This is a genomic window from Sporomusa sp. KB1, assembly GCF_007830295.1.
Lineage (GTDB): Bacteria > Bacillota > Negativicutes > Sporomusales > Sporomusaceae > Sporomusa.
Genome location: NZ_VLKC01000002.1, coordinates 2777655 through 2798967 on the forward strand (window position 1 = coordinate 2777655; position 21313 = coordinate 2798967).

The 21313-nt window shown below is 42.7% G+C and carries 17 protein-coding genes and 1 pseudogene; 8 read left to right on the forward strand and 10 right to left on the reverse strand.

All coding sequences use genetic code 11. From position 1 onward, the window contains the following. The first annotated feature begins 93 nt into the window (after window positions 1–93). The 6 genes from SALPA_RS16535 (at window position 94) to SALPA_RS16560 (ending at window position 7991) form a co-directional block, all read left to right on the forward strand. The gene (locus tag SALPA_RS16535) at window positions 94–1857 is read left to right on the forward strand and encodes a B12-binding domain-containing radical SAM protein (protein WP_145096367.1); all 1764 of its coding nucleotides are present in this window, start codon (window positions 94–96) and stop codon (window positions 1855–1857) included. 87 nt (window positions 1858–1944) lie between these two features. Next, window positions 1945–3690: a B12-binding domain-containing radical SAM protein gene (locus tag SALPA_RS16540; protein WP_145096370.1), complete on the forward strand. Its 1746-nt coding sequence runs from the start codon at window positions 1945–1947 to the stop codon at window positions 3688–3690. 23 nt (window positions 3691–3713) lie between these two features. Continuing rightward, complete coding sequence (locus SALPA_RS16545; protein ID WP_222428023.1) at window positions 3714–4739, forward strand: glycosyltransferase family 4 protein; 1026 nt, start codon at window positions 3714–3716, stop codon at window positions 4737–4739. A gap of 1 nt (window position 4740) precedes the next feature. Continuing rightward, window positions 4741–5775 carry a radical SAM protein gene (locus SALPA_RS16550; RefSeq protein ID WP_186451098.1) on the forward strand — a complete coding sequence of 345 codons (1035 nt, stop codon included), beginning with the start codon at window positions 4741–4743 and terminating at the stop codon, window positions 5773–5775. A 25-nt stretch (window positions 5776–5800) separates the two neighbouring features. Further along, entirely contained in the window at window positions 5801–6826 is a 1026-nt protein-coding gene (locus SALPA_RS16555; RefSeq protein ID WP_145096379.1) for a radical SAM protein, read from the forward strand. A gap of 88 nt (window positions 6827–6914) precedes the next feature. Continuing rightward, on the forward strand, window positions 6915–7991 hold the full coding sequence (locus tag SALPA_RS16560; protein ID WP_145096382.1) for a S1C family serine protease: 1077 nt from the start codon (window positions 6915–6917) through the stop codon (window positions 7989–7991). A 155-nt stretch (window positions 7992–8146) separates the two neighbouring features. Here SALPA_RS16560 and SALPA_RS16565 read toward each other — a convergent pair whose 3' ends face one another. From SALPA_RS16565 to SALPA_RS31560, 7 genes are all read right to left on the reverse strand, one after another. After that, window positions 8147–9454, reverse strand: coding sequence for an ATP-binding protein (locus SALPA_RS16565; protein ID WP_370516738.1), 1308 nt, complete (start codon window positions 9452–9454; stop codon window positions 8147–8149). A gap of 326 nt (window positions 9455–9780) precedes the next feature. Then, window positions 9781–10545 carry a hypothetical protein gene (locus SALPA_RS16570; RefSeq protein ID WP_145096388.1) on the reverse strand — a complete coding sequence of 255 codons (765 nt, stop codon included), beginning with the start codon at window positions 10543–10545 and terminating at the stop codon, window positions 9781–9783. Then, window positions 10530–11102 (reverse strand): hypothetical protein, encoded by a 573-nt coding sequence (locus tag SALPA_RS16575; RefSeq protein ID WP_145096391.1) that lies wholly within the window; start codon window positions 11100–11102, stop codon window positions 10530–10532. The genes SALPA_RS16570 and SALPA_RS16575 overlap by 16 nt, the downstream gene beginning before the upstream one ends. Before the next feature lie 53 nt (window positions 11103–11155). Beyond that, on the reverse strand, window positions 11156–12016 hold the full coding sequence (locus SALPA_RS16580; RefSeq protein ID WP_145096394.1) for a sulfotransferase domain-containing protein: 861 nt from the start codon (window positions 12014–12016) through the stop codon (window positions 11156–11158). Further along, entirely contained in the window at window positions 12013–12918 is a 906-nt protein-coding gene (locus SALPA_RS16585) for a hypothetical protein (protein ID WP_145096397.1), read from the reverse strand. The genes SALPA_RS16580 and SALPA_RS16585 overlap by 4 nt, the downstream gene beginning before the upstream one ends. A 68-nt stretch (window positions 12919–12986) precedes the next feature. Beyond that, entirely contained in the window at window positions 12987–13673 is a 687-nt protein-coding gene (locus SALPA_RS16590; RefSeq protein WP_145096400.1) for a response regulator transcription factor, read from the reverse strand. 120 nt (window positions 13674–13793) lie between these two features. Continuing rightward, the gene (locus tag SALPA_RS31560; RefSeq protein ID WP_255451238.1) at window positions 13794–15086 is read right to left on the reverse strand and encodes a cell wall metabolism sensor histidine kinase WalK; all 1293 of its coding nucleotides are present in this window, start codon (window positions 15084–15086) and stop codon (window positions 13794–13796) included. A gap of 296 nt (window positions 15087–15382) precedes the next feature. Here SALPA_RS31560 and SALPA_RS16600 point away from each other — a divergent pair, with 296 nt between their 5' ends. Then, window positions 15383–16105 (forward strand): L,D-transpeptidase family protein, encoded by a 723-nt coding sequence (locus SALPA_RS16600; RefSeq protein ID WP_145096403.1) that lies wholly within the window; start codon window positions 15383–15385, stop codon window positions 16103–16105. Window positions 16106–16165: 60 nt separating this feature from the next. Here the strand turns inward: SALPA_RS16600 and SALPA_RS16605 are convergent, their stop codons facing one another. From SALPA_RS16605 to SALPA_RS16615, 3 genes and pseudogenes are all read right to left on the reverse strand, one after another. Continuing rightward, the gene (locus SALPA_RS16605) at window positions 16166–17356 is read right to left on the reverse strand and encodes a pyridoxal phosphate-dependent aminotransferase (protein ID WP_145096406.1); all 1191 of its coding nucleotides are present in this window, start codon (window positions 17354–17356) and stop codon (window positions 16166–16168) included. A gap of 254 nt (window positions 17357–17610) precedes the next feature. Next, complete coding sequence (locus tag SALPA_RS16610) at window positions 17611–19032, reverse strand: glucosyl-3-phosphoglycerate synthase (RefSeq protein ID WP_145096409.1); 1422 nt, start codon at window positions 19030–19032, stop codon at window positions 17611–17613. 289 nt (window positions 19033–19321) lie between these two features. Further along, window positions 19322–19519 (reverse strand): annotated as a pseudogene (locus tag SALPA_RS16615) (hypothetical protein); the annotation flags it as partial. Between the two features lie 291 nt (window positions 19520–19810). On the opposite strand from SALPA_RS16615, the gene SALPA_RS16620 reads away from it, so the two are divergent. Further along, window positions 19811–21103 (forward strand): ArsB/NhaD family transporter, encoded by a 1293-nt coding sequence (locus SALPA_RS16620; RefSeq protein ID WP_145096412.1) that lies wholly within the window; start codon window positions 19811–19813, stop codon window positions 21101–21103. Window positions 21104–21313 lie beyond the last annotated feature (210 nt).

Below are 21313 nucleotides of genomic sequence, written 5' to 3' on the forward strand. Positions count from 1 at the left end.
TGAAACGAGTTATGCACTGAGCATCAATTTTGCGGATGCGGTGAGAAGGTCGCGAAGTTGGTAAATAAACAGGAGTAGTTGGAGGATTACAGCATGAATATGCCGGAACATATCACACAGGAGTTTCTTGACCTAATTAAACTCCCCAACCCAAACTCAAACGCGAAACGACTGAACTACCTATTGGTTATGCCGCGTATCGCGATGAATGACGATACTATATATATGATGCCTTATGGGCTCTGCCTTGTTTCATCCGCGCTCAAAGCCTCTGGTCGTAATGTGTTTACATTAAACTTGAACTACAAAACGAACCCTTATGAGCTTTTACGCCAGGAGATAGTTAACAATTCAATTGATGTTGTTGCCACGGGCGGTTTGAGCGGTCAGTTTTCTTTGCTTAAAGAAATACTTGATACAGCGAAATCTGTAAACCAGAACATCATCACAATTACCGGGGGCGGGATAATTACAGCCGACCCGAATGTTGCGATGGAGGCTCTTGAAACGGCTGATTATGGCATAATCGGTGAGGGTGAGATTGCTATAAACGACCTTGCCTATGCATTGGAAAACAATGAAGATATTAATAGTGTCGCGGGGCTTGTACTACCTGACGGTACCATAACTGCGCAGCGTCCTGAAATCGCTAATCTTGATATATTGCCGTTTCCGGACTATGATGGGCTCGAATTAGCGATGGTGCTGCGGGATAATTTGCACGCACAGTCTTGGTTTGAGAATAATGCCGTTAGTATCACCTTAAGCCGTTCCTGCCCATATAATTGCACATTTTGTTTTCATTCAAGCGGAAAAAAATATCGAAGGCGGTCACTTGACAATATCTTTGAGGAATTGGACTGGATTACTGAGAAATACGGGGGTTCATTCTTCATAATAAATGACGAGTTATTTATTTCTAATAAGCGGTTTTTAACTGCTTTTTGCAGTCGCATCAAGAAATATAACATAAGATATTGGGTACAAACACGAGTAGATACAGTTTCAAAAGAAATATTGCAGTTATTGAAAGACAGCGGTTGTAGTGTAATCAGTTACGGTGTTGAAAGCGCGGATAACAGGATACTAAAGTCTATGAGAAAAAATATTACCGTAGAGCAAATCGAACGAGCATTTGATTTGGCGCTTGAAGTCGGACTGCCTGCATATGGCAATTTGATTTTCGGTGATGTGGAGGAAACTCCAGAAACTATTGGCACTTGCCTAAACTGGTGGAAAAATCATCCGCAATACAACATTTTTATATTATACATACTTACATTTCCGGGAACACATCTATATAAAGTTGCTTGCGAACGCGGCATAATAAAAGACCGTGTAAAATATTTGATAGATAATGACACACAAATAAATGTTACAAAAATGTCTGATGAAGAATACTGGGATATCATCAAGAAGGTGGAACTGTTTCAGATAATGACAGCTAATGGAGTAGATGTTGATTTCGCAGATATCAGTGAGCAAATCAATGTACTCCGCAGTAACCTGGAAAAGCTTGTTACTAAACACAAAATTGCGATTTGGCCAACAATATTCTCAACAATCAATCTTCTGAACAGTATATCGGAAATGTTTGTGAATGCAGACAATGTGTTTTTTGTGAATAGTGCACCTAAAGATACGCGCCTTCAGGGAATTGAACGCTTTGGCAAGTCAGTATTTGAACCCGATATTATTATGGAACATAATATTGATATTGTGCTGTATGCGTATACCCAGACGGCCAGTGCCGAACGAATTTATGAAAGAATTTGTTCGGTGATTCGCGACCAATATCCGCAGATTAAACGAGTCATAAGGCTGTCTGAACTGCTTGATAAAGATTTTGTTTGCTGAGATAGTCAGGAGTGCGCAGACACAAGTATTAGCATAGCCTGCTGCTTGTTGAAATCATATGGGCGTACAAGTAAGGAGGGGCATACAATGCCGGAACATATTACGCAGGAGTTTCTTGACTTAATTAAGCTCCCAAATACTAACGCGCAACGGCTTAACTACCTGTTTGTTATGCCGCGTATTGTTACAAGAGATGATATGACGTATCAACTGCCTTATGGCTTTTGCATGGTTTCATCCGCACTAAAAGCTTCAGGGCGCAGTGTGTTTACACTAAATTTGAACTATAAGGCGAATCCATATGATCTGTTGCGTCAGACCATTATTGACAATTCAATTGATGTTATTGCCACCGGCGGACTGAGTGGTCAGTATTCTCCTCTGAAGGAGATAACAGATACGGCAAAATCTGCAAAACCTGACGTAATTACGATTGTCGGCGGCGGAATTATAACAGCAGAGCCCGATGTCGCAATGGAAGCTCTTGGAACAGCAGATTACGGTATTATAGGCGAAGGCGAAATCACTATTAATGCGCTTGCGTATGCGCTGGAAAACGACGAGGATGTCGAGCTGGTTGAAGGAGTAGTACTACGTGATGGTACAGTTGCTCCGATGCGTCCCGAAGTTGCCAACCTAGACCTTCTGCCGTTTCCGGACTATGACGGGTTTGAATATAGCTTGCTGCTGCGGGATAAATTGTTCAGTAGCTCAGGTGTGAATGAAAAAACCGCAGTAGTTACTACAGGGCGATCCTGTCCGTTTAATTGTACGTTTTGTTTTCATTCAAGCGGTAAAAAATATCGTAGACGTTCAATTGACAATATATTTCAGGAAATCAATTGGATCATATCTAACTACGACATCAAGTACATAATGTTTGTCGATGAATTATTCGTAAAAGACAAAAAATTTGTTAAAGAAGTAACGGATCGTATTAAGAAATTCAATGTTAAGTATTGGGTTCAGACGCGCGTGGATATGATTACAAAAGAAATATTACAGATGCTAAAAGACAGCGGCTGTTATGAAATAACTTATGGTGTTGAAAGTGCGGATAATAATATCCTGAAGAGTATGCAGAAGAATATTACGGTGGAGCAAATTGAACGAGCGTTCAATCTATCTTGCGAAGTCGGACTTCCCTCAAAGGGATATATCATCTTCGGTGACTTGGCGGAAACCGCTGAAACGATTAACAATTCCCTGAACTGGTGGAGAGCGCATCCAGAGTTTGACATAAGGTTATGGTGGATTTTAACGTTCCCAGGATCACATTTATACAAAGTAGCTTGCGAGCGCGGCCTAATATCTGATCGTGTTCAGTACTTGAAGAATAACGATACGCAATTGAACATATCCAAAATGTCCGATGAGCAATATTGGGAAATGGTCAAGAAAGTTGAACTGTTCCAAACACTGTCGACAGCTGGTGTTAATATTAATTTTGATGATATTGACGATATTGCAGGTGCAATCGGCAAAAACCTCAATCACTTGCTCAAAAAACATGAAATCGCGATTTGGCCGGCAACATTAGACATAATTATAGTGCTTAACTATATATCATCAGCATTTGTCAGTAGTAATAAAGTGGTCTTTATTAACGCAAACCCGAATGATTCGTATGTCTTGGGTATCGAACGCTTTGGCAAAAGGGTATATACGCCCGATGAAATTTTAGCTAACAGTGACGTTGACACAGTGCTCTACGCTTTTGGTCATAGAAGTTCACATAAGGTTTATGCTCAGATTAGCAAAATGATAAAAACCCAATACCCAAAAGTAAGACAAATGATAAATATTTCTGAATTGTTGAAGAAGGTTATATGAATATACTCCACTTAGCTGCGCATATGGGAGATGGTGCAGGGAAGGCAATCGGTGGGTTGGCGATTCTTGGGAACAAATCCGGCAAAGATACTCATCGTATTCTTCTCTTGGACGAACCACGTAAAACAAACCATATTAACCGCTGTTGTGCTGCAGGGATTGAAGTTTTGCCAAGGGATTCGGCGGAGTTTGCAATAAATGAAGCTGACGTTGTCGTTCTTAGTTGGTGGGGCAGCCCAACCATGGACATGTTTCTGCGCGAATTCCCGAATATTCCATGCCGAGTTATGCTTTGGACGCATAAGAACGGCTTTTACGATCCTCCGCTCTCAGACGCGCTTGTCCGCTCGTGTGACAGATTGCTTGTCACTTCACCGCTGACACTTGAAAATCCGGTATGGAGTGATGGTACGCTAGTGTATGGTTTCGGTGATTTCGCACCAGAAAAAATTCCGCCTAAAACTGACTATTCGCTCAACAGCGATTCGTTTGTAATCGGTTACGTTGGAATGCCGAGTTACAAACGCTTTTCACACAATGCTCTCGATTATATGAGCAAGACTATATCAATGATTCCTGATGCCGTTTTCATCTTGTCCGGCGAGTATTCTGACGAATTCAAGTCTGATATTACATTGACGGGGGTGGAAGATAAAGTAAAATTACTCGGTTGGACGAACGATGTCCTTGGCCTACTTCGAACATTTGACGTTTTTGGGTATCTTCTGCGGTCAGATTCGTCGGCAACGACGGAGAACTCTGTGCTGGAAGCTATGGCGGCTGGATTACCCGTTGTGATGGCTCGCAAACCGGTTGGGAAGTATCTAATTGGAGATGGAGCGGGCTTTCTCGCGGATTCTCCTGAGGAGTATGCGAATAATCTGTTGCGGCTTTATGAAAGTGAGGACTTACGGCGTAGTGTCGGACAAGTTGCGAGAAAACATATTTTAGTAAGCTGCAACGCTTCGGATAACTTGAATCGCTTTAATGAAGCGTGTCTTAAGGTTGTTGAAAAACAAAAATATATTCACAAATTTGGAGGATTTTAAGATGGCTGTTATCGCGCCGAGCTATGATACGAATAGAACCAACCTTAGGGATGTTATACCACTTGCAAGCCCATATACCGTCCAAATTGAACCTACGCGTATGTGTAATCTCAGGTGCTTTTTCTGTATGCATCATAGCCGTGGTACAAGCAATGATCTTTTGAAAGAAAGCGGTTTCAAGCTTGCACATATGGATATGGATTTATACGATAAAATTGTGCGTGATATCATGGGCTTTTCCGAACCACCAAAGATGATCAATTTTTGCGGAATCGGGGAACCGCTTATGAATCCGCGATTTGGTGAGATGATTAGACGCATGCGAGCGGCTGGATACTCAGGACGTATCATCACCTACACAAACGGTGTGCTGTTGAGACCGGCAGTTGTAGACGAGCTGACGAGCAGCGGCTTATCTGAAATTCGTATTTCTTTGAACGGCTTAACGGCGGAAAAGTACAAGCAGGTGACTGGAGTTACATTAAGTATGGAGGAATACGTAGAAAATATACGTTACTTATATAAGCATAAGAAAGACACGAAAATATATATAAAAATAATAGAAAACCTATTTGAACAGGACGACGACAGAGAAAAGTTTTACCAGATGTTTGGCGACATTTCTGATGTAATGTATGTGGAAAACATTATACAACTGCAGCGTCAAATGAAAGATTATGGCGGTATAACGGAAGAAAACTATAAAAATGTATTCAACGAACCGATGTCGCGTAACTGGAAAACCTGTGCGTGCATGTTCTATCAAACCCATATAGATGCGGACGGCTATGTATTCTTTTGTGTATCGCTGGGTAATCCAAGTAAATATGCAATCGGCAACATCAATGACGATGCTCTTGTTGAAATATGGAATGGCAGGAATCGCTTAAAAGCGCTCTGCACGAACTTGCGTAACGGTTCGGATAGTATACCGATGTGCGTTGATTGCGAAGGAAAATACGATATCATTTCAGACGAAGAATATCTTGACGACAGCAGCGAAATGTTGCTTGACCGTCTGCCGGGTTGTGACTGATTAAAATGAAAGGAGGGCTTTAGCAATGGCAATAATTCAGCCGAGCTTTGATAATAAGCGTCAGAATCTACGAGATATTATTCCGCTCAGTGCTCCGTTCCACATCGGGATTGAACCGACGCGATTTTGCAACTTTAAATGTTTTTTTTGTCAGCAGTCAACCAGAGGTGATGCGGATGATCTATTTGTCAAAAAAGGACAGGCGATTCAGCATATGAATTTTGAGTTGTACAAGAAAATTATCAACGATATTATGGATTTGCCTGAACAGCCGAAAAAAATACAGCTTGCGGGAATGGGTGAGCCGATCCTCAATCCTGAATTAGGAAAGATGATAAGGTATCTCCGGTCTGCAGGCTTTAGTGGACGCATTAGCACATACACCAATGGCATGGCTTTAACACCGCAAATAGCCGACGAATTAGCCGACAGCGGTTTAACCAGCCTGCAAGTGTCGGTGTATGGTATAACGGCAGAAGATTTTAAAAGCCTTGCGGGCACTTCGGTTGATGTGGATCAGTATGTCAAAAATATTCAATATATGTTTGAACATAAAAAATCTATCCAAATCCGCCTGAAGACAACGGATGACGTTGTAACGACAGAGGTCAAACGTAAAGCATTTTTTGATATGTTTGATGGAGTTTGTGATCAGATATTCGTGGAACATATTATCAATATTCCCAACCAGATGGGAAGGCTACGAGTTAAAGCACGCAACATTACACAGTATAGCGAAGAACTTGAAAGCTACCGCGCTATATGTCCCTGGATGTTCTATCAATCCCATATCAATATTGATGGAGATGTGTTCTTTTGTGATATTCTTGCTAAGCCTAAAGAATATGCGATTGGCAATATAAAAGACAGTTCTTTTGTAAGCATTTGGAATGGTGCACAGAGAAGTGAATTGCTTTGCACGGGGTTAAAATGTGGTCAGAATAGCATCACGCAGTGCATTGACTGCGATGACAGATTTTCTATGACTGCTCCCGAGGAGTACCTTGATGATTGCCGTGAAGAACTATTGGAGAGGTTGCAACAACAATAAATGTGTATGAAGGCTGTATACTACGATAAATTGTTATATTAAGTTATATACCGTCAAAAAGGTACAGTAAAAGAAGGTTTTTTTAATTATGCTGAAAAAATTAGTATATTTTTTTCTCATTCTATTTCTAACACTTCCCCTGCACACTGCCCAGGCGCAGAATGTGGGTTTTGCAAAAAGTGCAAGGGGAGATACGTATTATTTTGTAACTGAATCTATTAAGGCGGTCAATAATAAGATATTTGTCTCTTCCATGTGTGAATATGGTACTGAACGCAATGGCATTGCCAAAAAGGCATTTGCCATCGTGTTTGATTCCGGGGAGAGAAAATATAGATTACTTGGAGTTGCCAGTATAGGTATTGATGGGAAGGTGCTTGAAAAAAGAGAGTATCCACAGGCAGTCTGGAATGAGATTGCCGGGAACCCTACCGAAGAGGCACTTTTCCTCGCCGTTACCCGCTATCTGGCTCATAATCCGCTTGCTTCTTCCAGTCGGGGACAAAATCAGCCTTCCAGGCATAAGCAGGCTACCGCCACGGGTTTTTTCATAACCCCTTCGATTGTAGTAACCAACAATCATGTTGTGAATGCGGCCAAACAAATTGAGGTTATTTATAATAATGAGATGAAAGCAGCCGCTACGATTATTTGCACTGATCCGGCGAGCGATTTGGCCTTGTTGCAGGTAAGTGGCCTTGAAAATAGTGTTGTTCCGCTGGTGTTGGGACAATCAGGAAAAGTACGGGAAGGCACCCGCATTTATGCCGTTGGCTTTCCTCTAATAGCCTATACTGGGACAGCAGCAAAGATAACTGAGGGGATTATTAGCGGGACTGCCGGCTACAAAGGCGATTTGAAACAATTTGAAATCAGCGCGCCTATCCAGCCGGGAAACAGCGGAGGGCCACTGCTTAACGAAAAAGGAGAGGTGATCGGTGTTGTGGCGGCGGAGCTGGGCAGAAAATTTGTTGATAAAACCGGTATTATTCCCCAAAGTGTTAACTTTGCCGTAAAGTCTGACAACATACGTAGTCTTCTTGCAAATCAGTTGGGCAACTTCAATTTACCTATATCAGGGCAGCAAAGACTTATGCGGGATGCCGTCAATATTATGGATCTGGCGAAGAAAGGCATAGTACGTATTTCGGTTGTTGTGGAATAGACGGATGTAATTGTTTCGAAATTGGGCGCTAAACACATAGTATTGGTTAATTTGCCACAGGTGTAGCTTTTACCAGTTTATCAGTCTGCAACCAATGGGGGCAGGCTTGCATTATCTGAAACATTGACTTATTTCACAGTTTGATAGTCATGACTTTACTCAATTCCTGCTAGCTTCTCTACCGCATATAGTGGCAAATTTAGCAGCCATTCTTCTTTTTTGTAGTCCGCCATTGAGGTGCGGACGGAGATTTTGGGATTGAACTTATCTCGATAAGTTTTTAAACTTTTTGCCTGCAAATTGATTTCAGCTTTGACTTCCAGGGGGATTATAGTATTGCCGTTGTCGATTACAAAATCGATTTCCGCACTACCACGGTCATTTGTCCAGTAATAAGGCTCGATCCCTTTCAGCGTTTTGAGTTGCTGTAATACATATTGTTCTGTCAACGCGCCCTTGAATTCCTTGAACATTTTGTTGCCGTCAAGCAGGGTATTTTGCTTTAAACGTACCATACAGGAGAGCAGTCCTACATCAAGAAAAAACAGCTTGAAGGTTTTCAAATCCTCATATGCTTTCAGCGGCAAACTGGGAGCTGTTACACGATATACCTTATGTACAAGGCCACAGTCGATCAGCCAGAGCATTGCCAGCTCGTAATCCTTTGCCCGAGCACCTTCCTTAATCAGGCCATAGATGAATTTTTTGTTTTCCTTGGTTAGCTGTGATGGAATACTGTTCCAGAGCATACGGATACGCGGCACAACATCGTGGGGAGCATGCTTTGAAAAATCTTGTTCGTAAGCGGCAAGGATACGCTGCTGAATTTCCCGTGCTTCATTAAAGTCCATGTTCTCCGCAAAGTTCAAAACAGCCTCAGGCATACCACCTACATAGTAGTAATATTTGAGCATGTCGATGTATGTTTGCTTGAAGGTTGTTGCCATTTCAAAATCGTCATTTTGAAGCAACTCGATAAATTGTTTTTTCCCCATTGCCATTAAAAATTCGGTGAAAGACAGCGGATATAAGTCCATGAAATCCACCTTGCCCACGGGGAAGGATGTGCCGTGATGTAGCGCCACACCGAGTAAGGAGCCCGCACAAACAATATGATACTGCGGTGCATTTTCATTAAAGTATTTTAGTGCGGTCAATGCTTTGGGTACTTCCTGTATTTCATCAAAAATAAGCAGTGTGTTTTCGGGATTGATTTTCCGTCCGGCATACAGTTCCAGTCCGGTAATAATACGCTCCACATCAAGATTGACATCAAACAAATCTTTCATGCGTTGACTATTGTCAAAGCTGATATATACTTGATTTTCATAAGCGGTTTGTCCGAATTCTTTCATCAGCCATGTTTTGCCGACCTGCCTTGCACCGCGGATAATCAGCGGTTTTTTGTTCTTTTTTGATTTCCATTTATATAACACTTCTATTGCTGTACGGTACATACACATCACCTCACAAATCGTAACGATAATATTATAATGCACAACCACATAAACTGCAACGACTTTTTATATATTTATTACATTATATGCAGTGAATAGGGGGTAATGCTACTGGATTAGGGGCTTACAGACAAGGGAAAGGTCCCTCGCCGGAGTTGCCTGTTATCTTGTGATTGACACAGATAAAGGGACAGGCTCCTGTCTGGACACAGATAAAGGGACAGGCTCCTGTCTGCACAAAAAAGACTACCAAGCCCAGCCTAGAAAAGTTGGGTTTGGTAGTCTTTTCTCAGAATAAAGAATATGGCCAATTTTATTTTAAAAAATCATTTTTAATTCCCCAAAGAAATTGCTTTTGCCATTTCATTAAACGCCAGCAAAAATTGCTGCTCTGAAACTGTTTTATTTTTCATGTAATCGCAAAAATACTTCCAGGAATCCTCTTCATTTAGAATACCGTCTTTTGTCCGAATATGTGAAAAAAGCCCTGTTTTAATATGCCTTGAACCGAACGCACGCAGTGATATAATCTTCACAAATCGCGGATTTGGACTCATATTAATTTTAATAGAGCGGTAATCATGATGACTATAATGCAAGGAAGCTAATGTTTTAGCCGAGATTCTTATCATAAAATCCAATAACAGCTGATTGGCTATCGGCTTTGCAAAACGGCACCACACGTGATAGCCGCGTCCACTTTTAACATTGACGGTCTCTATGCCATGTTTTCCAAGATGCTGTTGTAAGTAGTCTACGGCAAGCTCTATTTCCGGTATAAGCTCGTTATTATTCTGTTTATAGTTATTGTCTATATTAAAACAAAGCGTGTTGTTTGCCGTTTCATCAAAATAAAGGCAGACATTATAAGCTTGGTTTACATGTCCTTGCAGCAATCTTTGTTTATGATCCTCTGAGACATGTAACAGCCTGTATTTATGGATAAAGTTGTTTTCCATCTGAACATAATCTAATGTCGCATCATCTGCTGTCAGTTTCTTGATAAACTCAAAACCGTAATTTTTATTTTCTATTTTTACTTTATCTTTACACATGGTTTGATAGAATTCATTTAGAAGTTCTACTCTTGTATCCATTGTTTAATCTCCTCAAAGCGGGTAAACCCTTTTGCTGTTTGGGAAACAACCGAACTATGCTTGGCCATAAGGGGATAATATATCTGGATGCCATAGCGTTCACCGTAGGTAATATTTAATAAATCATCATCAATTAAATATGGGACATCCCATAATTTACAAAAAACAATTTTATTTAGGGCCGTAATTAAGTAATCATAGGGAATATGATTATCCTGGAGCCATTTTTTAGTACATTCCCCAGTCAAACGCAAATTTCGCTTGGTGCAAATAACGATTTTCCAGCCATTAGCTTTTAACCAATTCATAAACTGAACGCCCTCCGGGTTAGCTTGTGCCAAAGGATAACATTGCTCATGGATACGATGACGAAAATCAGAAAACTTAGTTGTCAAAAATTCACTTTCTGCAAAAACGTCGTGTTTTACCAGATCAAGATAGTTATCAAATTCTTCAAGGGACAAGCCATAGGAAGCTTTAAATGTAAACGTAGATTTTGCTAAGGTATCCGAAAAATTATTTAACACATTGTCAATATCCACAGCGATTACTTTCATATAACCTACCTCTCTATTTACCGGTACCTGTTTTATTTTGCTTGCTCGTCTTCTTAAAAAAGAATCTCGTCATGTTCCCCGAGGTAGCCGAAGCGCCGCATCACGGTCGCGTGGTCGCTCACAAGCTGTGAGATTTGGGCTGGGGTTAGTACTTTACGATAACTCCCTACTTTGCCTTCACGAAAAAAAGCAACCATATTAGCCGGCTTCTCACGAAAGCCCGTGCATTCTTCCTGCTGTTTCAAAGTTTTAAAATCAGCTCCTGCTATTGCCTGCTGGATTTCTTCCGAAACTGCCGGGAATCCAGCAAAAGCTGCTGCCATTGTGAAGGTCTCCAAAGGCTTGGCATGCATATCCTCATACCGAATCACTTTCACCGGGAATCCCGGACCATTTGTCCAACTTGCCACATGACCGCTCCAGGTCAGCAGTTGCTGCTTTAATTTGATATGTAAATGGCGGGTGCTGTCAGAAAAACAATAGTTTGGATCGCCCATATGTTTAATCGCGGTGTCGACATCACACTCAAGATGATAGGCTAGGGATACCGCCGTATCCAGGGGGTTTCGAATAATATATATGGCACCATTACAACCGCTTGTAGGGATAAGGGGCTGTTTATCTGCCAGAAAAGTATAAGCATCATGTATTTTTATATACAAAGGCTTGGGGGCTTGAGCCGCCATATAGGCATATACTTTGGGCCGCAATGCATTGATTTCTTCCGCAGTCAAATCGGAAGCCTCTATCCCTAGTATATAGTCGAAAATACTTCGCAAACTGGCAGTTCCATCTGTTTTTAGGCTATTGATATCTATTGAATCTTTATTTGCGCATAGTAAACGGCTAAGAAAAGCGCGAAACCAGGTATTTCCTGATTTAGGGTAAGAGGCCAGCCAAAAGATACCTGTCATAAGCCTATCTCCTCCTCAAGCCGATTTACTAGATCATCTAGCCAAAAACCATCCATAGGGTAACAGATGCGGAAGATATCAACAGTGTTCGCAAGGTGGCGGCATTGCTTTAGCTGGGCCGGCCGTCCGCCTTTCCCCGATAAAAACCAGTAACGATAGGTGTTAGTAGCGATTGTCGCGAGTTTCTCTGAATCGGTTAATTTGAGAACTTGAACTTCTTTTGTATTATCGCGGGTCAGTTGACAGAACCACCTTAGCGGTACCGTTTTAACGGAAAACATCTTATCAAGCGGAAGCTGATACTTTTCCAAACCGTTACGCACACGCGGCAACAAGGCAATAGCTTCTCCCAGTTCTTCCACCGCATCCGCCCAGAGTTTGAGCCGGGGATGACCTGGGACAATTTCTGGCTGCCCTTTGCTGGACAACGAAATCACACATACCTCATCAGTCAGAAATTCATGATTTTTTTTGCAGAGCATACCTGCCAGGGTCGATTTGCCAACCCCGGAATCGCCACTGAGAATAAGCCCCTGACCGTTAATTGCTACTGCAGCACCATGCAGAACAAACTGCCTCCGTAACTGCAGCAAGGCGGCTAATACAGGCCCCAGTAGAAATACTTGTACGTCAGCATCAGCAGCAGTTGCAAATGGTTCTACGATAATTTCGCGTCCATCGATTATATAGTAGCGGGCCACTCCGTCCAGATTGAGTAAAAATTTTCCCGGAGCAACCTGAAAAAGTATAGCATTAATAATTGCATTTTCCAGAGCGTCCGGCACAGTTCCATACCGTATTACTACATCCGGCGAGCCTTTCCCCTCTACAAGGCCCGGCAAATAAAAATCCGAAGCGATAGTTAACCCATAGGCATTATAAAAAAATTGCTTCCGTCTCATTTTTTTCAACCAACTTCCATTGTAAAAAGACTACCAAGCCCAACCAGGTTTGGTAGTCTTTCATTAACTTAATTCGCAGCCAAGGCGGCATCTTTTTCTTTATGTAGATAATAGCCTACGCCCCAAACAGTTTTAAGATTAGAGAGTTTGAGTTTTTTGCGCAGGTAATGAATATATAGATTGACAGTGGTAAATTCGGCTTCTGAAAAGTAGCCCCATACCTTTTGGATGATTTGCTCTTTGGTTACTACATGACCATAGTTACGGATCAACAATTCTAACAGCTGGGACTCCTTGAGGGTTAACTGAATTACCTCATTGCCTTTTAGTACTTGGCAACGAAGAGGGTTTAAGATAATATCGTCGGCAGTAAGCACATTTTCTGCTATTGCTCCGCCGCGACGGCGGGTTAAAGCTTTGAGGCGTGCCAATAACTCAATCGAGTAAAAAGGCTTAATCAAGTAATCGTCAGCGCCTGCGTCCAGGCCCTCGGCCCGGTCTTCAGGAGAATCCTTGGCAGTTAAAAAGATAACCGGAGTATTATGTCCCAGGCTGCGAAACTCCTTGAGTAAAGAAATTCCATCTTGCTGAGGCAGCATGCGGTCCAGCACTATAATGTCATATATGTCGGTACAAGCCATTTCCAGGCCTGTTTGGCCATCTAGCGCGGTATCTACCACAAAGCCATTCTTTCTTAACAAGTGCGATAATGAGTCAACTAGTTTGCTTTCATCTTCTACGAGCAGTAGTTTCATTTACGACACCCTTTGTAACCACAGCCTTGTGAAAATTTCACCATCCTTGGTATCTCTATACGTTATTATGACAGATAGGTATTGGAATTTTATTTAGTTTAAATAAATATTTATAAAGAATTAAACACTGGGTTTATGAGGAAGTTGGACGGTAAAGATAGTTCCTTCCCCAGGAATGCTGGTCACAGTAATTGAGCCGCCATGATTTTCAATGATCCATTTGGCAATAGATAGTCCGAGTCCTGAACCGCCCTTGTTCCGTGATTTATCTACTTGGTAGAAACGATCAAAAATTTTATCCAAATGTTCAGCAGCAATGCCTTCTCCGGAGTCGGAAACGGTTAGAATAATTTTACTGCCTGCCTGCGACAAGGCAACTGATATTTTGCCACCAGGAGCCGTGTGACGACTGGCATTATCCAGCAGGATAGCAATGACCTGTTTTAGCTGGGCTTCGTCGCCATAGACTTCCATAGCAGAGCTTGCATGCACCTCCAGCACTAAAGAATGTTGCTGAGCTACGGCCTCAAACGGAGCTATTGCCTGCCTGAGAGCTGCATCTAAGAAAACTAGTTGTTTTTTGAGCGGTTGCTGCGTGGAATCGGCTCTGGCTAAAAACAGGAGGGAATTAACAAGGTTTTTCATGCAGATACTTTCCTCCTGGATGTTATTGAGCCATTTGCTTTGACTGGCTACCGTTTCGTCCAGGCTATCCTGGACAATATCCAGATTGGTTTGAATAATGGTCAGCGGTGTGCGCAATTCATGGGACGCATCAGAAAGAAAATCTTGCTGTTGCCGCCAGGCTTTTTTTATGGGAACCATAGCGCGGTTGGCCATATAGAAGCTGGCACCAAAGGAAAGGATTGCACAGACAAGGCCGACAGCAAGGAGAGTTGTCAGTACAAGTTGCAGCATATTGGTTTCTTGGGTTAGATCATGGAAAACGATTACAGTGCCATACTGGTTGTCCAGCGGGGCTTTAAGATAAATGTAGCTTGTTTCTTCTAATATAAGGGTGTCTTGATTGGCGGTCGCCTGCAAAGCCTGGTTGGTAAGCGCTGTCAGGCGGCTTGCATCAAGGGGCTGATTGGAGGACTGAAAGGTAATCGCATCCTCAGGTGAAGTCTTAACAAAGAAGAAATTAGGTCCGGGCGGAGGCCCCGGGGGTGAAATCGGTGGCGGTCCAGGCGGAAGAGGACGGGGATCGCGGCCGGTACCACTCGGCCGCTGCGGCAAATCACTGATTATCCCTGCTTGAATATCAGCGGTAATTCTTTGCAACCCGGCATTGGTATGTTTGGTCATATCGATTTTGGCAAAAAAATAGGTGCCGCAAATAAGCAAAAAAAACAGGGCCAGCATGATTGCTACATTAATTAAGGTAAGTTTAAGGCGCAGCTTCTGAAACAATACTATAGAACTCCTTTATTCACAGCCTTGTGAAGAGTACCCATCCGTGGAAATATAAATTCATTCTCTCAAATAAATATTAAGAAAATGTTGTTTTCGGTTAATAATTTACCAATAATTTGTCGAAAAACCCCTAGTATATTGTAAAGCAAGTAAGGGCTTTTTGCCAAGTATTACATAAAATTAATCTCAACATACAAAATCTAAAAAAATGTCTGAATAAAGCTTTATTGTATGCATGGATAACCGAGCAAGTTAATAGGATGTTAGTAGCAAATACTGAGCAGGAGTAAAATATGAACATGCATTTTTTTAATGTAAATACCAAGCGGACCAAAACCCGGTTTAGTATTATTATTATTGCAGCGCTATTTGTTCTATTTGGCGGTATCTGGTTGTTTGAATATCTGGATGCTGCTGCTCTCAACTACTCAGTCAGCCAACCGTCGCAAGCACCAGAGGGTGAAATGCATCTAATCATCAGGATTCCCGACCGGGTGCTTGAACTATATAATAATGGGAGGCTATTTAAGCGTTACCGGGTTGCTGTCGGCAAACGGGCGACACCAACGCCTTTTGGGGAATGGAATATTGTGTATAAAGGCTGGAGCCCCCAAGAGGTGATGGGCACCCGCTGGATGGGGCTTGATATACCATGGGGAAGCTACGGTATACATGGAACAAGCGCCCCTTGGTCAATTGGTAACTTTGCCAGCCATGGTTGTATTCGCATGCGCAATCAGGATTCGGAAGAACTGTATGAATGGGTGCCTGTTGGGACGGCTGTTGACATTCTTGGCCCGAAACCCGGTCTGAACCGGGTGCTGCGCCGGGGAAGCCAGGGGCCTGATGTTGTTGTATTGCAGCTCAAACTAGTGCAGCTGGGCTATTACCAGGAACGGGCCAAGGGAACCTTTGGCAAAGAAACCGAGGCGGCGCTGCGGGCTTTTCAACGGGACAACAGGTTGCCGGAAACTGGTATTACAGATGAAAAAACCTTGCAATTGCTTCAACTGTAAAGCAACAAAAAACAGGCTCCAGTGGCGTTTTGCCGGCGGAAACCTGTTTTTTGTTTCGGCCTATGACAGGCGCATTGCCTTTTTGATACGATCAAGGCCTGCTGCAATATTTTCGCAGGAGGTTGCATAAGAGAAACGGAGATATTCCTGAGTTTCCCCGATATTTCGCCCCCCAAAAGCTGAGCGGGGCAGTACGGCTACATCGGCGTTATAGAGCAGATGCTGCTGCAGAGCCTTGCTGTCAGGCAGGCCTAAACGCTCACAGGCCTCGGTGACATTAGGGAAAACATAGAAGGCACCAGTAGGTGTTTGGCAGGAAAAGCCGGGAATGCTGTTTAGTCCGGCGGCAATTAAATCACGTCTGGCTTTAAACTCGCTAACCATGTTGCTGACAAAATCCTGCGGGCCAGTTAACGCCGCCAAACCGCCATATTGTACAAAGGTGTTTGTGCAGGATTCACAGTTAGTGATTAGGCGGGCAATATGTACAGCTAACTCTTCCGCCATAACTCCATAGCCTAGACGCCAGCCAGTCATAGCATACGATTTAGAAAAGCCATCAAGAATGATGGTTCGTTCCTGCATACCTGGCTGTGAGGCGATGCTCACAAAAGTTCCCTCATAGGCAATTTGGCTGTAAATTTCGTCAGATAATACCCACAAATCGTGTTTACGGGCAAGTGTGGCGATGTTTTCAATATCCTGGGCAGTCAACATACCGCCAGTGGGGTTATGGGGACTGTTTAAAATAATGAGTTTGGTTTTGGGAGTGATACGATTTTCCAGTTCATTCGTATCCAGGCTGAAATTCTTTTCTTCCAATATCGGGGCGGCTACCGGTAGACCACCGGTGAAACGGATGACCGACTCATAAATGGGAAAACCCGGATTAGGGTAAATGACCTCGTCGCCGGGGTCAACTAAGGCGTGCAGTACATAGTAGATGATTGGCTTACCACCAGGGGTGATCACTACTTGTTCGGGTTTTACCTGTAGCTGGCGGGTAGTGGAAACGTGGCTGGCAATGGCTTCTTTAAGCGGCAAAATACCAGCCGAGGGACTATAGTGGGTAAAATTGTTCTGGATAGCGGTAATACCGGCTTGTTTAATGTTATCAGCAGTGTCAAAATCAGGTTCACCAATGGCAAAGCTAATAATATCGCGGCCAGTCGCTTTGAGACGGTTTACTTCATTAAGTACATCAAAAGCGTTTTCTGTACCAAGATTGCCTAAACGAGCAGCTAGTTTCATAGCGCGATTATTCCTCCTGAATATGATATGGGTAGCTCCTGGCTATGCATGAATGCAAAATAAATATGATTCAGTAACAAAAGGAAACAATTAAAAACTTAAATAGTAAGAAAAGGAGCCTGTCAGTGACAGTCTCCTCCTATATTACTGTGATTTTCTCTAATAGTCAAGATTGACTTAACACTGTTGTTATTCCCGAAACACAAAATTCCGTATCCGGTGGCTCTGTCATTCGTAAAAATATCGCAAGGATATCAATTCCCATAATCGCGCCAAACGGTGCTAAACCGTTTGGCGTCAATTTTAAAATCGCCATGCGCCGAATAAACGCGTCTCAAAATATTGGGCAGAGCCTGTTCACCATGAAAACCCTTTAATTCAGCCATGACCTGAATAATCTGAAAGGCCATTTCACTAAGGCCAATGACTCCCTTTGACTTATGAATGACTTCACCAAGATTTACCTGGCAAGTAGACCAGAGATTGGCTTGTTCGACAGCTTGAATAAGCATAGCCATTTCTACGCCGTAATTTGCCGGTATGCGCATTCTGAGCAGGGAATCGCGGTATATCGCCACCGTTCCGGCTAGCGGTTGAATATAGCCGGAAAGCTCAGGACTGAAGGTGTTAATCCAGGGGCGGGCTAATATTTCCGTAACACGGCCGCCGCCCAGTTCTAGTCCGGTTGCTTCGACACGCACCGGGCGGGAAAAGTAGCCTTTGGAAAACTTTATCTCAGGATGGGTAAGCATCGGCCCTAATAGACCATAGAAAAAGCGGGGTGTGATTGTTTCAATATCAGTGTCTACCCACGCCAGAATATCAGCGTCGGTAACATAGGCACTTTTGTACATAGCCTCGCCTTTACCCCGGTAACTGCCCTGTTCCGGGACTATTTCGGCATGCTGATAAACGGGAATTCCATGGGACTGGGCAATAGCTGTCGTGTTGTCTGTAGAATTAGAGTCTATGAGAATAATATCGTCAATGACTCCGGCATCTTTTACCTCAAGGGCAGTTTGTATCACATTGCCAACTGTTTTTTCCTCATTTAGACTTGGTAGAATAATAGCAATTTTGACACCTAAGTTTTTTTTGCATGCCCGCAGAACCGAGGGTAGAGAAAAGTCAGCTGCTTCATAGGTTCTCTCCCGCACCCAACGGTAAATGGCATCACTTTGATCGAAATCAATATCCTGTACCGGCCCGCGTACTAGGGTTATACTGCCTTCATATACTTGTCTCAATTGCTTATAAAGGGGATCAATTTCTGATTGTGCCAGCGGTGCACCAAAGAATAACATGTTATAGTGGGAGCCGATGCCTTTGATCAAATCAAAAATAGTAGCCTCACGCCGCCAAGTAATATTCACATTGTCAAACAGTGTGTGGGCAGGTGCTACTACTGATGACAGGAAGACTTCCTCCAATTGAGGAATTTTTTCTTCTAAGTGATATATATGCGCCTCTTTGATACCTGCTTGCACCATAACATCAAGTACTGATCGGGCATTACTGCCACCGCGGAGAACTGCTGCGACTGGGCCGTCGACCCAACCGTCGGTAACGGCGGCGATCTGCTCGTGATAATTTGGCAGCTCTGTTATATCAGCAATATCCTTAATTATGATTTGAGGGTTACCTTGAAAGGGCCATTTTTTCATAGAGGCAGTCATAACAATTCCTCCCATACATATCTGGTAGAGTCTTGGCGAAAGTACAAAACAACGTTATTTTTACCCTGTTTTTATAAAGTGATACATTCTGTTAGGTAATAAAAGGAGCCTGCCGGTGACAGTCTCCTCCGTATTCAATAACAAGTCCTATTATTTTACATATATTACCACAAAAAACCCTCAATAGTCAAGTCAAAGCTATTATTTGCCCAGAAGAATTATAAAGGCCGACAAGTGAGGAGTATGCTTTCCGCCTGTCGGCCCTAGATTAGATTAGTTAAAAATAGCGCTAGAGGTAGATATGAGAGATAATAATCGATACTATCATCAGCGGAAAAGCAATCTTCAGATAGTGATTAAAGGTGAGCGAAATGCCATTTTTTTCGGCGGTTCCCGCTACAATAACATTAGCTGAGGCGCCGATGAGGGTGCCGTTGCCGCCAAGGCAGGCACCCAGCGACAGTGACCACCACAGGGGAGCCAAATCAGGTTCTTCCCGGTTGACCAGCATCAGCAGGATAGCTCCTGGAAAGGCAATAGTAGCCTGATTCCAAATGTAACATTCCGTGGAAGATGAAAGCAATTATAGTAATTTTTGCATGCTGTATTTACCACTCTATTCCTTAATAGGGAATTTAGTCCGCATAAGGTAAGCTTGACAATCAATCTGGTTTTGATTATGATTGAATCACAAAAAAATATGTTTTATTTTAAGGAGGAGCCTGTCACCAAGGGCTCCTTCTGTTTTTTTAGAAAATACTAGTTGGAGGAGTAAAAAATGGAAAGTAATCAGGCAGCTATTGCTGTAGGTGTTTTTCTTGTGGCCTATGCGTTCATTATTTCCGAAAAAATTCATCGCACTGTTGTTGCTCTAGCCGGGGCGGTACTTATTATCATGCTGGGGGTTGTCAGTCAGGAACAGGCCATTCATCATATCGACTTTAACACCCTGGGGCTGTTGGTAGGTATGATGGTCATTGTCGCCATTACCAGCGAAACAGGTCTGTTCCGCTTTTTGGCTATTTGGGCTGCCAAGGCCGTTGGTGGTGATCCCCTGAAGTTAATGATCGCCTTAAGTGTTATTACGGCGTTATGTTCAGCCCTGCTAGATAATGTGACAACTGTGCTGTTAATTGTTCCGGTAACGCTGAGTATTACAAAGCAGCTCAATGTTAAGCCAGCTCCTTATTTGATATCGCAAATCATTGCGTCTAATGTTGGCGGAACAGCGACCTTGATTGGAGATCCGCCTAATATCATGATTGGCAGTGCGGTTAAGGAGTTAGACTTTCTCGCGTTTGTTAATAATCTTACTGGCATAGCAATGCTTATCCTTATTGTCAATATCATTATCCTTGTACTAATCTACCACAAGCAGCTCAAAACAACTGCAGAGTTGAGTGCAAAAATCATGAGCCTTGATCCAGGCAACCAGATTAAAAATGCAAAGCTGCTAAGGATTTGTCTAGCTGTTCTGACTTTGACAGTAACGCTCTTCTTTTTTCATCAGCAGCTGCATCTGGAGTCAGCGACAGTGGCTATTTTCGGCGCTGCGTTATTAATGCTGTTAGGGAAAAAGAACTCTGATCATGACCTGGAGAGTATTTTCCACAAGGTAGAGTGGGTGGCGCTTTTCTTTTTTGTCGGACTGTTTATTTTAGTTGGTGGACTTGTCGATACAGGGGTAATTTCTCTATTGGCCCAAAAGGCGATGGAACTTACTGCAGGCAATCCTACAACTACGGCTATGATCATTCTGTGGCTTAGTGCGATTGCCTCAGCTTTTGTTGACAATATTCCGTTTGTTGCGACGATGATTCCATTAATCAAAGATATGGGCGCTCTAGGAATGACTAATTTGGAACCGCTCTGGTGGAGTTTGGCGTTGGGGGCTTGTCTGGGCGGCAACGGTACGATCATTGGTGCCAGTGCCAATGTCATTGTGGCAGGATTGGCAGCACAAGAGGGGTACCCAATATCTTTTGTAAGATTTATGAAAGTGGGTTTTCCACTGATGCTATTGTCGATACTGATTGCCAGTATATATGTGTATCTGAGGTACCTTATCTAATTGTCGCCGGGTTGGCAACTTAGGCAGGGTAGCATATATCTTGTATATGATTCCTAGTCAAGGGTTTTCTTATATGCTGCTTTTGATTATGATAAATTGAAAACAGCATATATTTATATTCACGATTACAAATAGTAGATATAACTAGATGAAAGGTGTGTTTTAGAATATTTGCATAACTAACAATTTTACATTATAATTAAGTTGGAT

Coding starts and splice junctions, on each gene's coding strand:
- SALPA_RS16590 (WP_145096400.1), bottom strand. CDS start 13,673: ATGAAACTACTGCTCGTAGAAGATGAAAGCAAACTAGTTGACTCATTA.
- SALPA_RS16585 (WP_145096397.1), bottom strand. CDS start 12,918: ATGAGACGGAAGCAATTTTTTTATAATGCCTATGGGTTAACTATCGCT.
- SALPA_RS16620 (WP_145096412.1), top strand. CDS start 19,811: ATGGAAAGTAATCAGGCAGCTATTGCTGTAGGTGTTTTTCTTGTGGCC.
- SALPA_RS16545 (WP_222428023.1), top strand. CDS start 3,714: ATGGGAGATGGTGCAGGGAAGGCAATCGGTGGGTTGGCGATTCTTGGG.
- SALPA_RS16560 (WP_145096382.1), top strand. CDS start 6,915: ATGCTGAAAAAATTAGTATATTTTTTTCTCATTCTATTTCTAACACTT.
- SALPA_RS16535 (WP_145096367.1), top strand. CDS start 94: ATGAATATGCCGGAACATATCACACAGGAGTTTCTTGACCTAATTAAA.
- SALPA_RS16600 (WP_145096403.1), top strand. CDS start 15,383: ATGAACATGCATTTTTTTAATGTAAATACCAAGCGGACCAAAACCCGG.
- SALPA_RS16550 (WP_186451098.1), top strand. CDS start 4,741: ATGGCTGTTATCGCGCCGAGCTATGATACGAATAGAACCAACCTTAGG.
- SALPA_RS16555 (WP_145096379.1), top strand. CDS start 5,801: ATGGCAATAATTCAGCCGAGCTTTGATAATAAGCGTCAGAATCTACGA.
- SALPA_RS16575 (WP_145096391.1), bottom strand. CDS start 11,102: ATGAAAGTAATCGCTGTGGATATTGACAATGTGTTAAATAATTTTTCG.
- SALPA_RS16605 (WP_145096406.1), bottom strand. CDS start 17,356: ATGAAACTAGCTGCTCGTTTAGGCAATCTTGGTACAGAAAACGCTTTT.
- SALPA_RS16565 (WP_370516738.1), bottom strand. CDS start 9,454: ATGTGTATGTACCGTACAGCAATAGAAGTGTTATATAAATGGAAATCA.
- SALPA_RS16570 (WP_145096388.1), bottom strand. CDS start 10,545: ATGGATACAAGAGTAGAACTTCTAAATGAATTCTATCAAACCATGTGT.
- SALPA_RS16540 (WP_145096370.1), top strand. CDS start 1,945: ATGCCGGAACATATTACGCAGGAGTTTCTTGACTTAATTAAGCTCCCA.
- SALPA_RS16580 (WP_145096394.1), bottom strand. CDS start 12,016: ATGACAGGTATCTTTTGGCTGGCCTCTTACCCTAAATCAGGAAATACC.
- SALPA_RS16610 (WP_145096409.1), bottom strand. CDS start 19,032: ATGACTGCCTCTATGAAAAAATGGCCCTTTCAAGGTAACCCTCAAATC.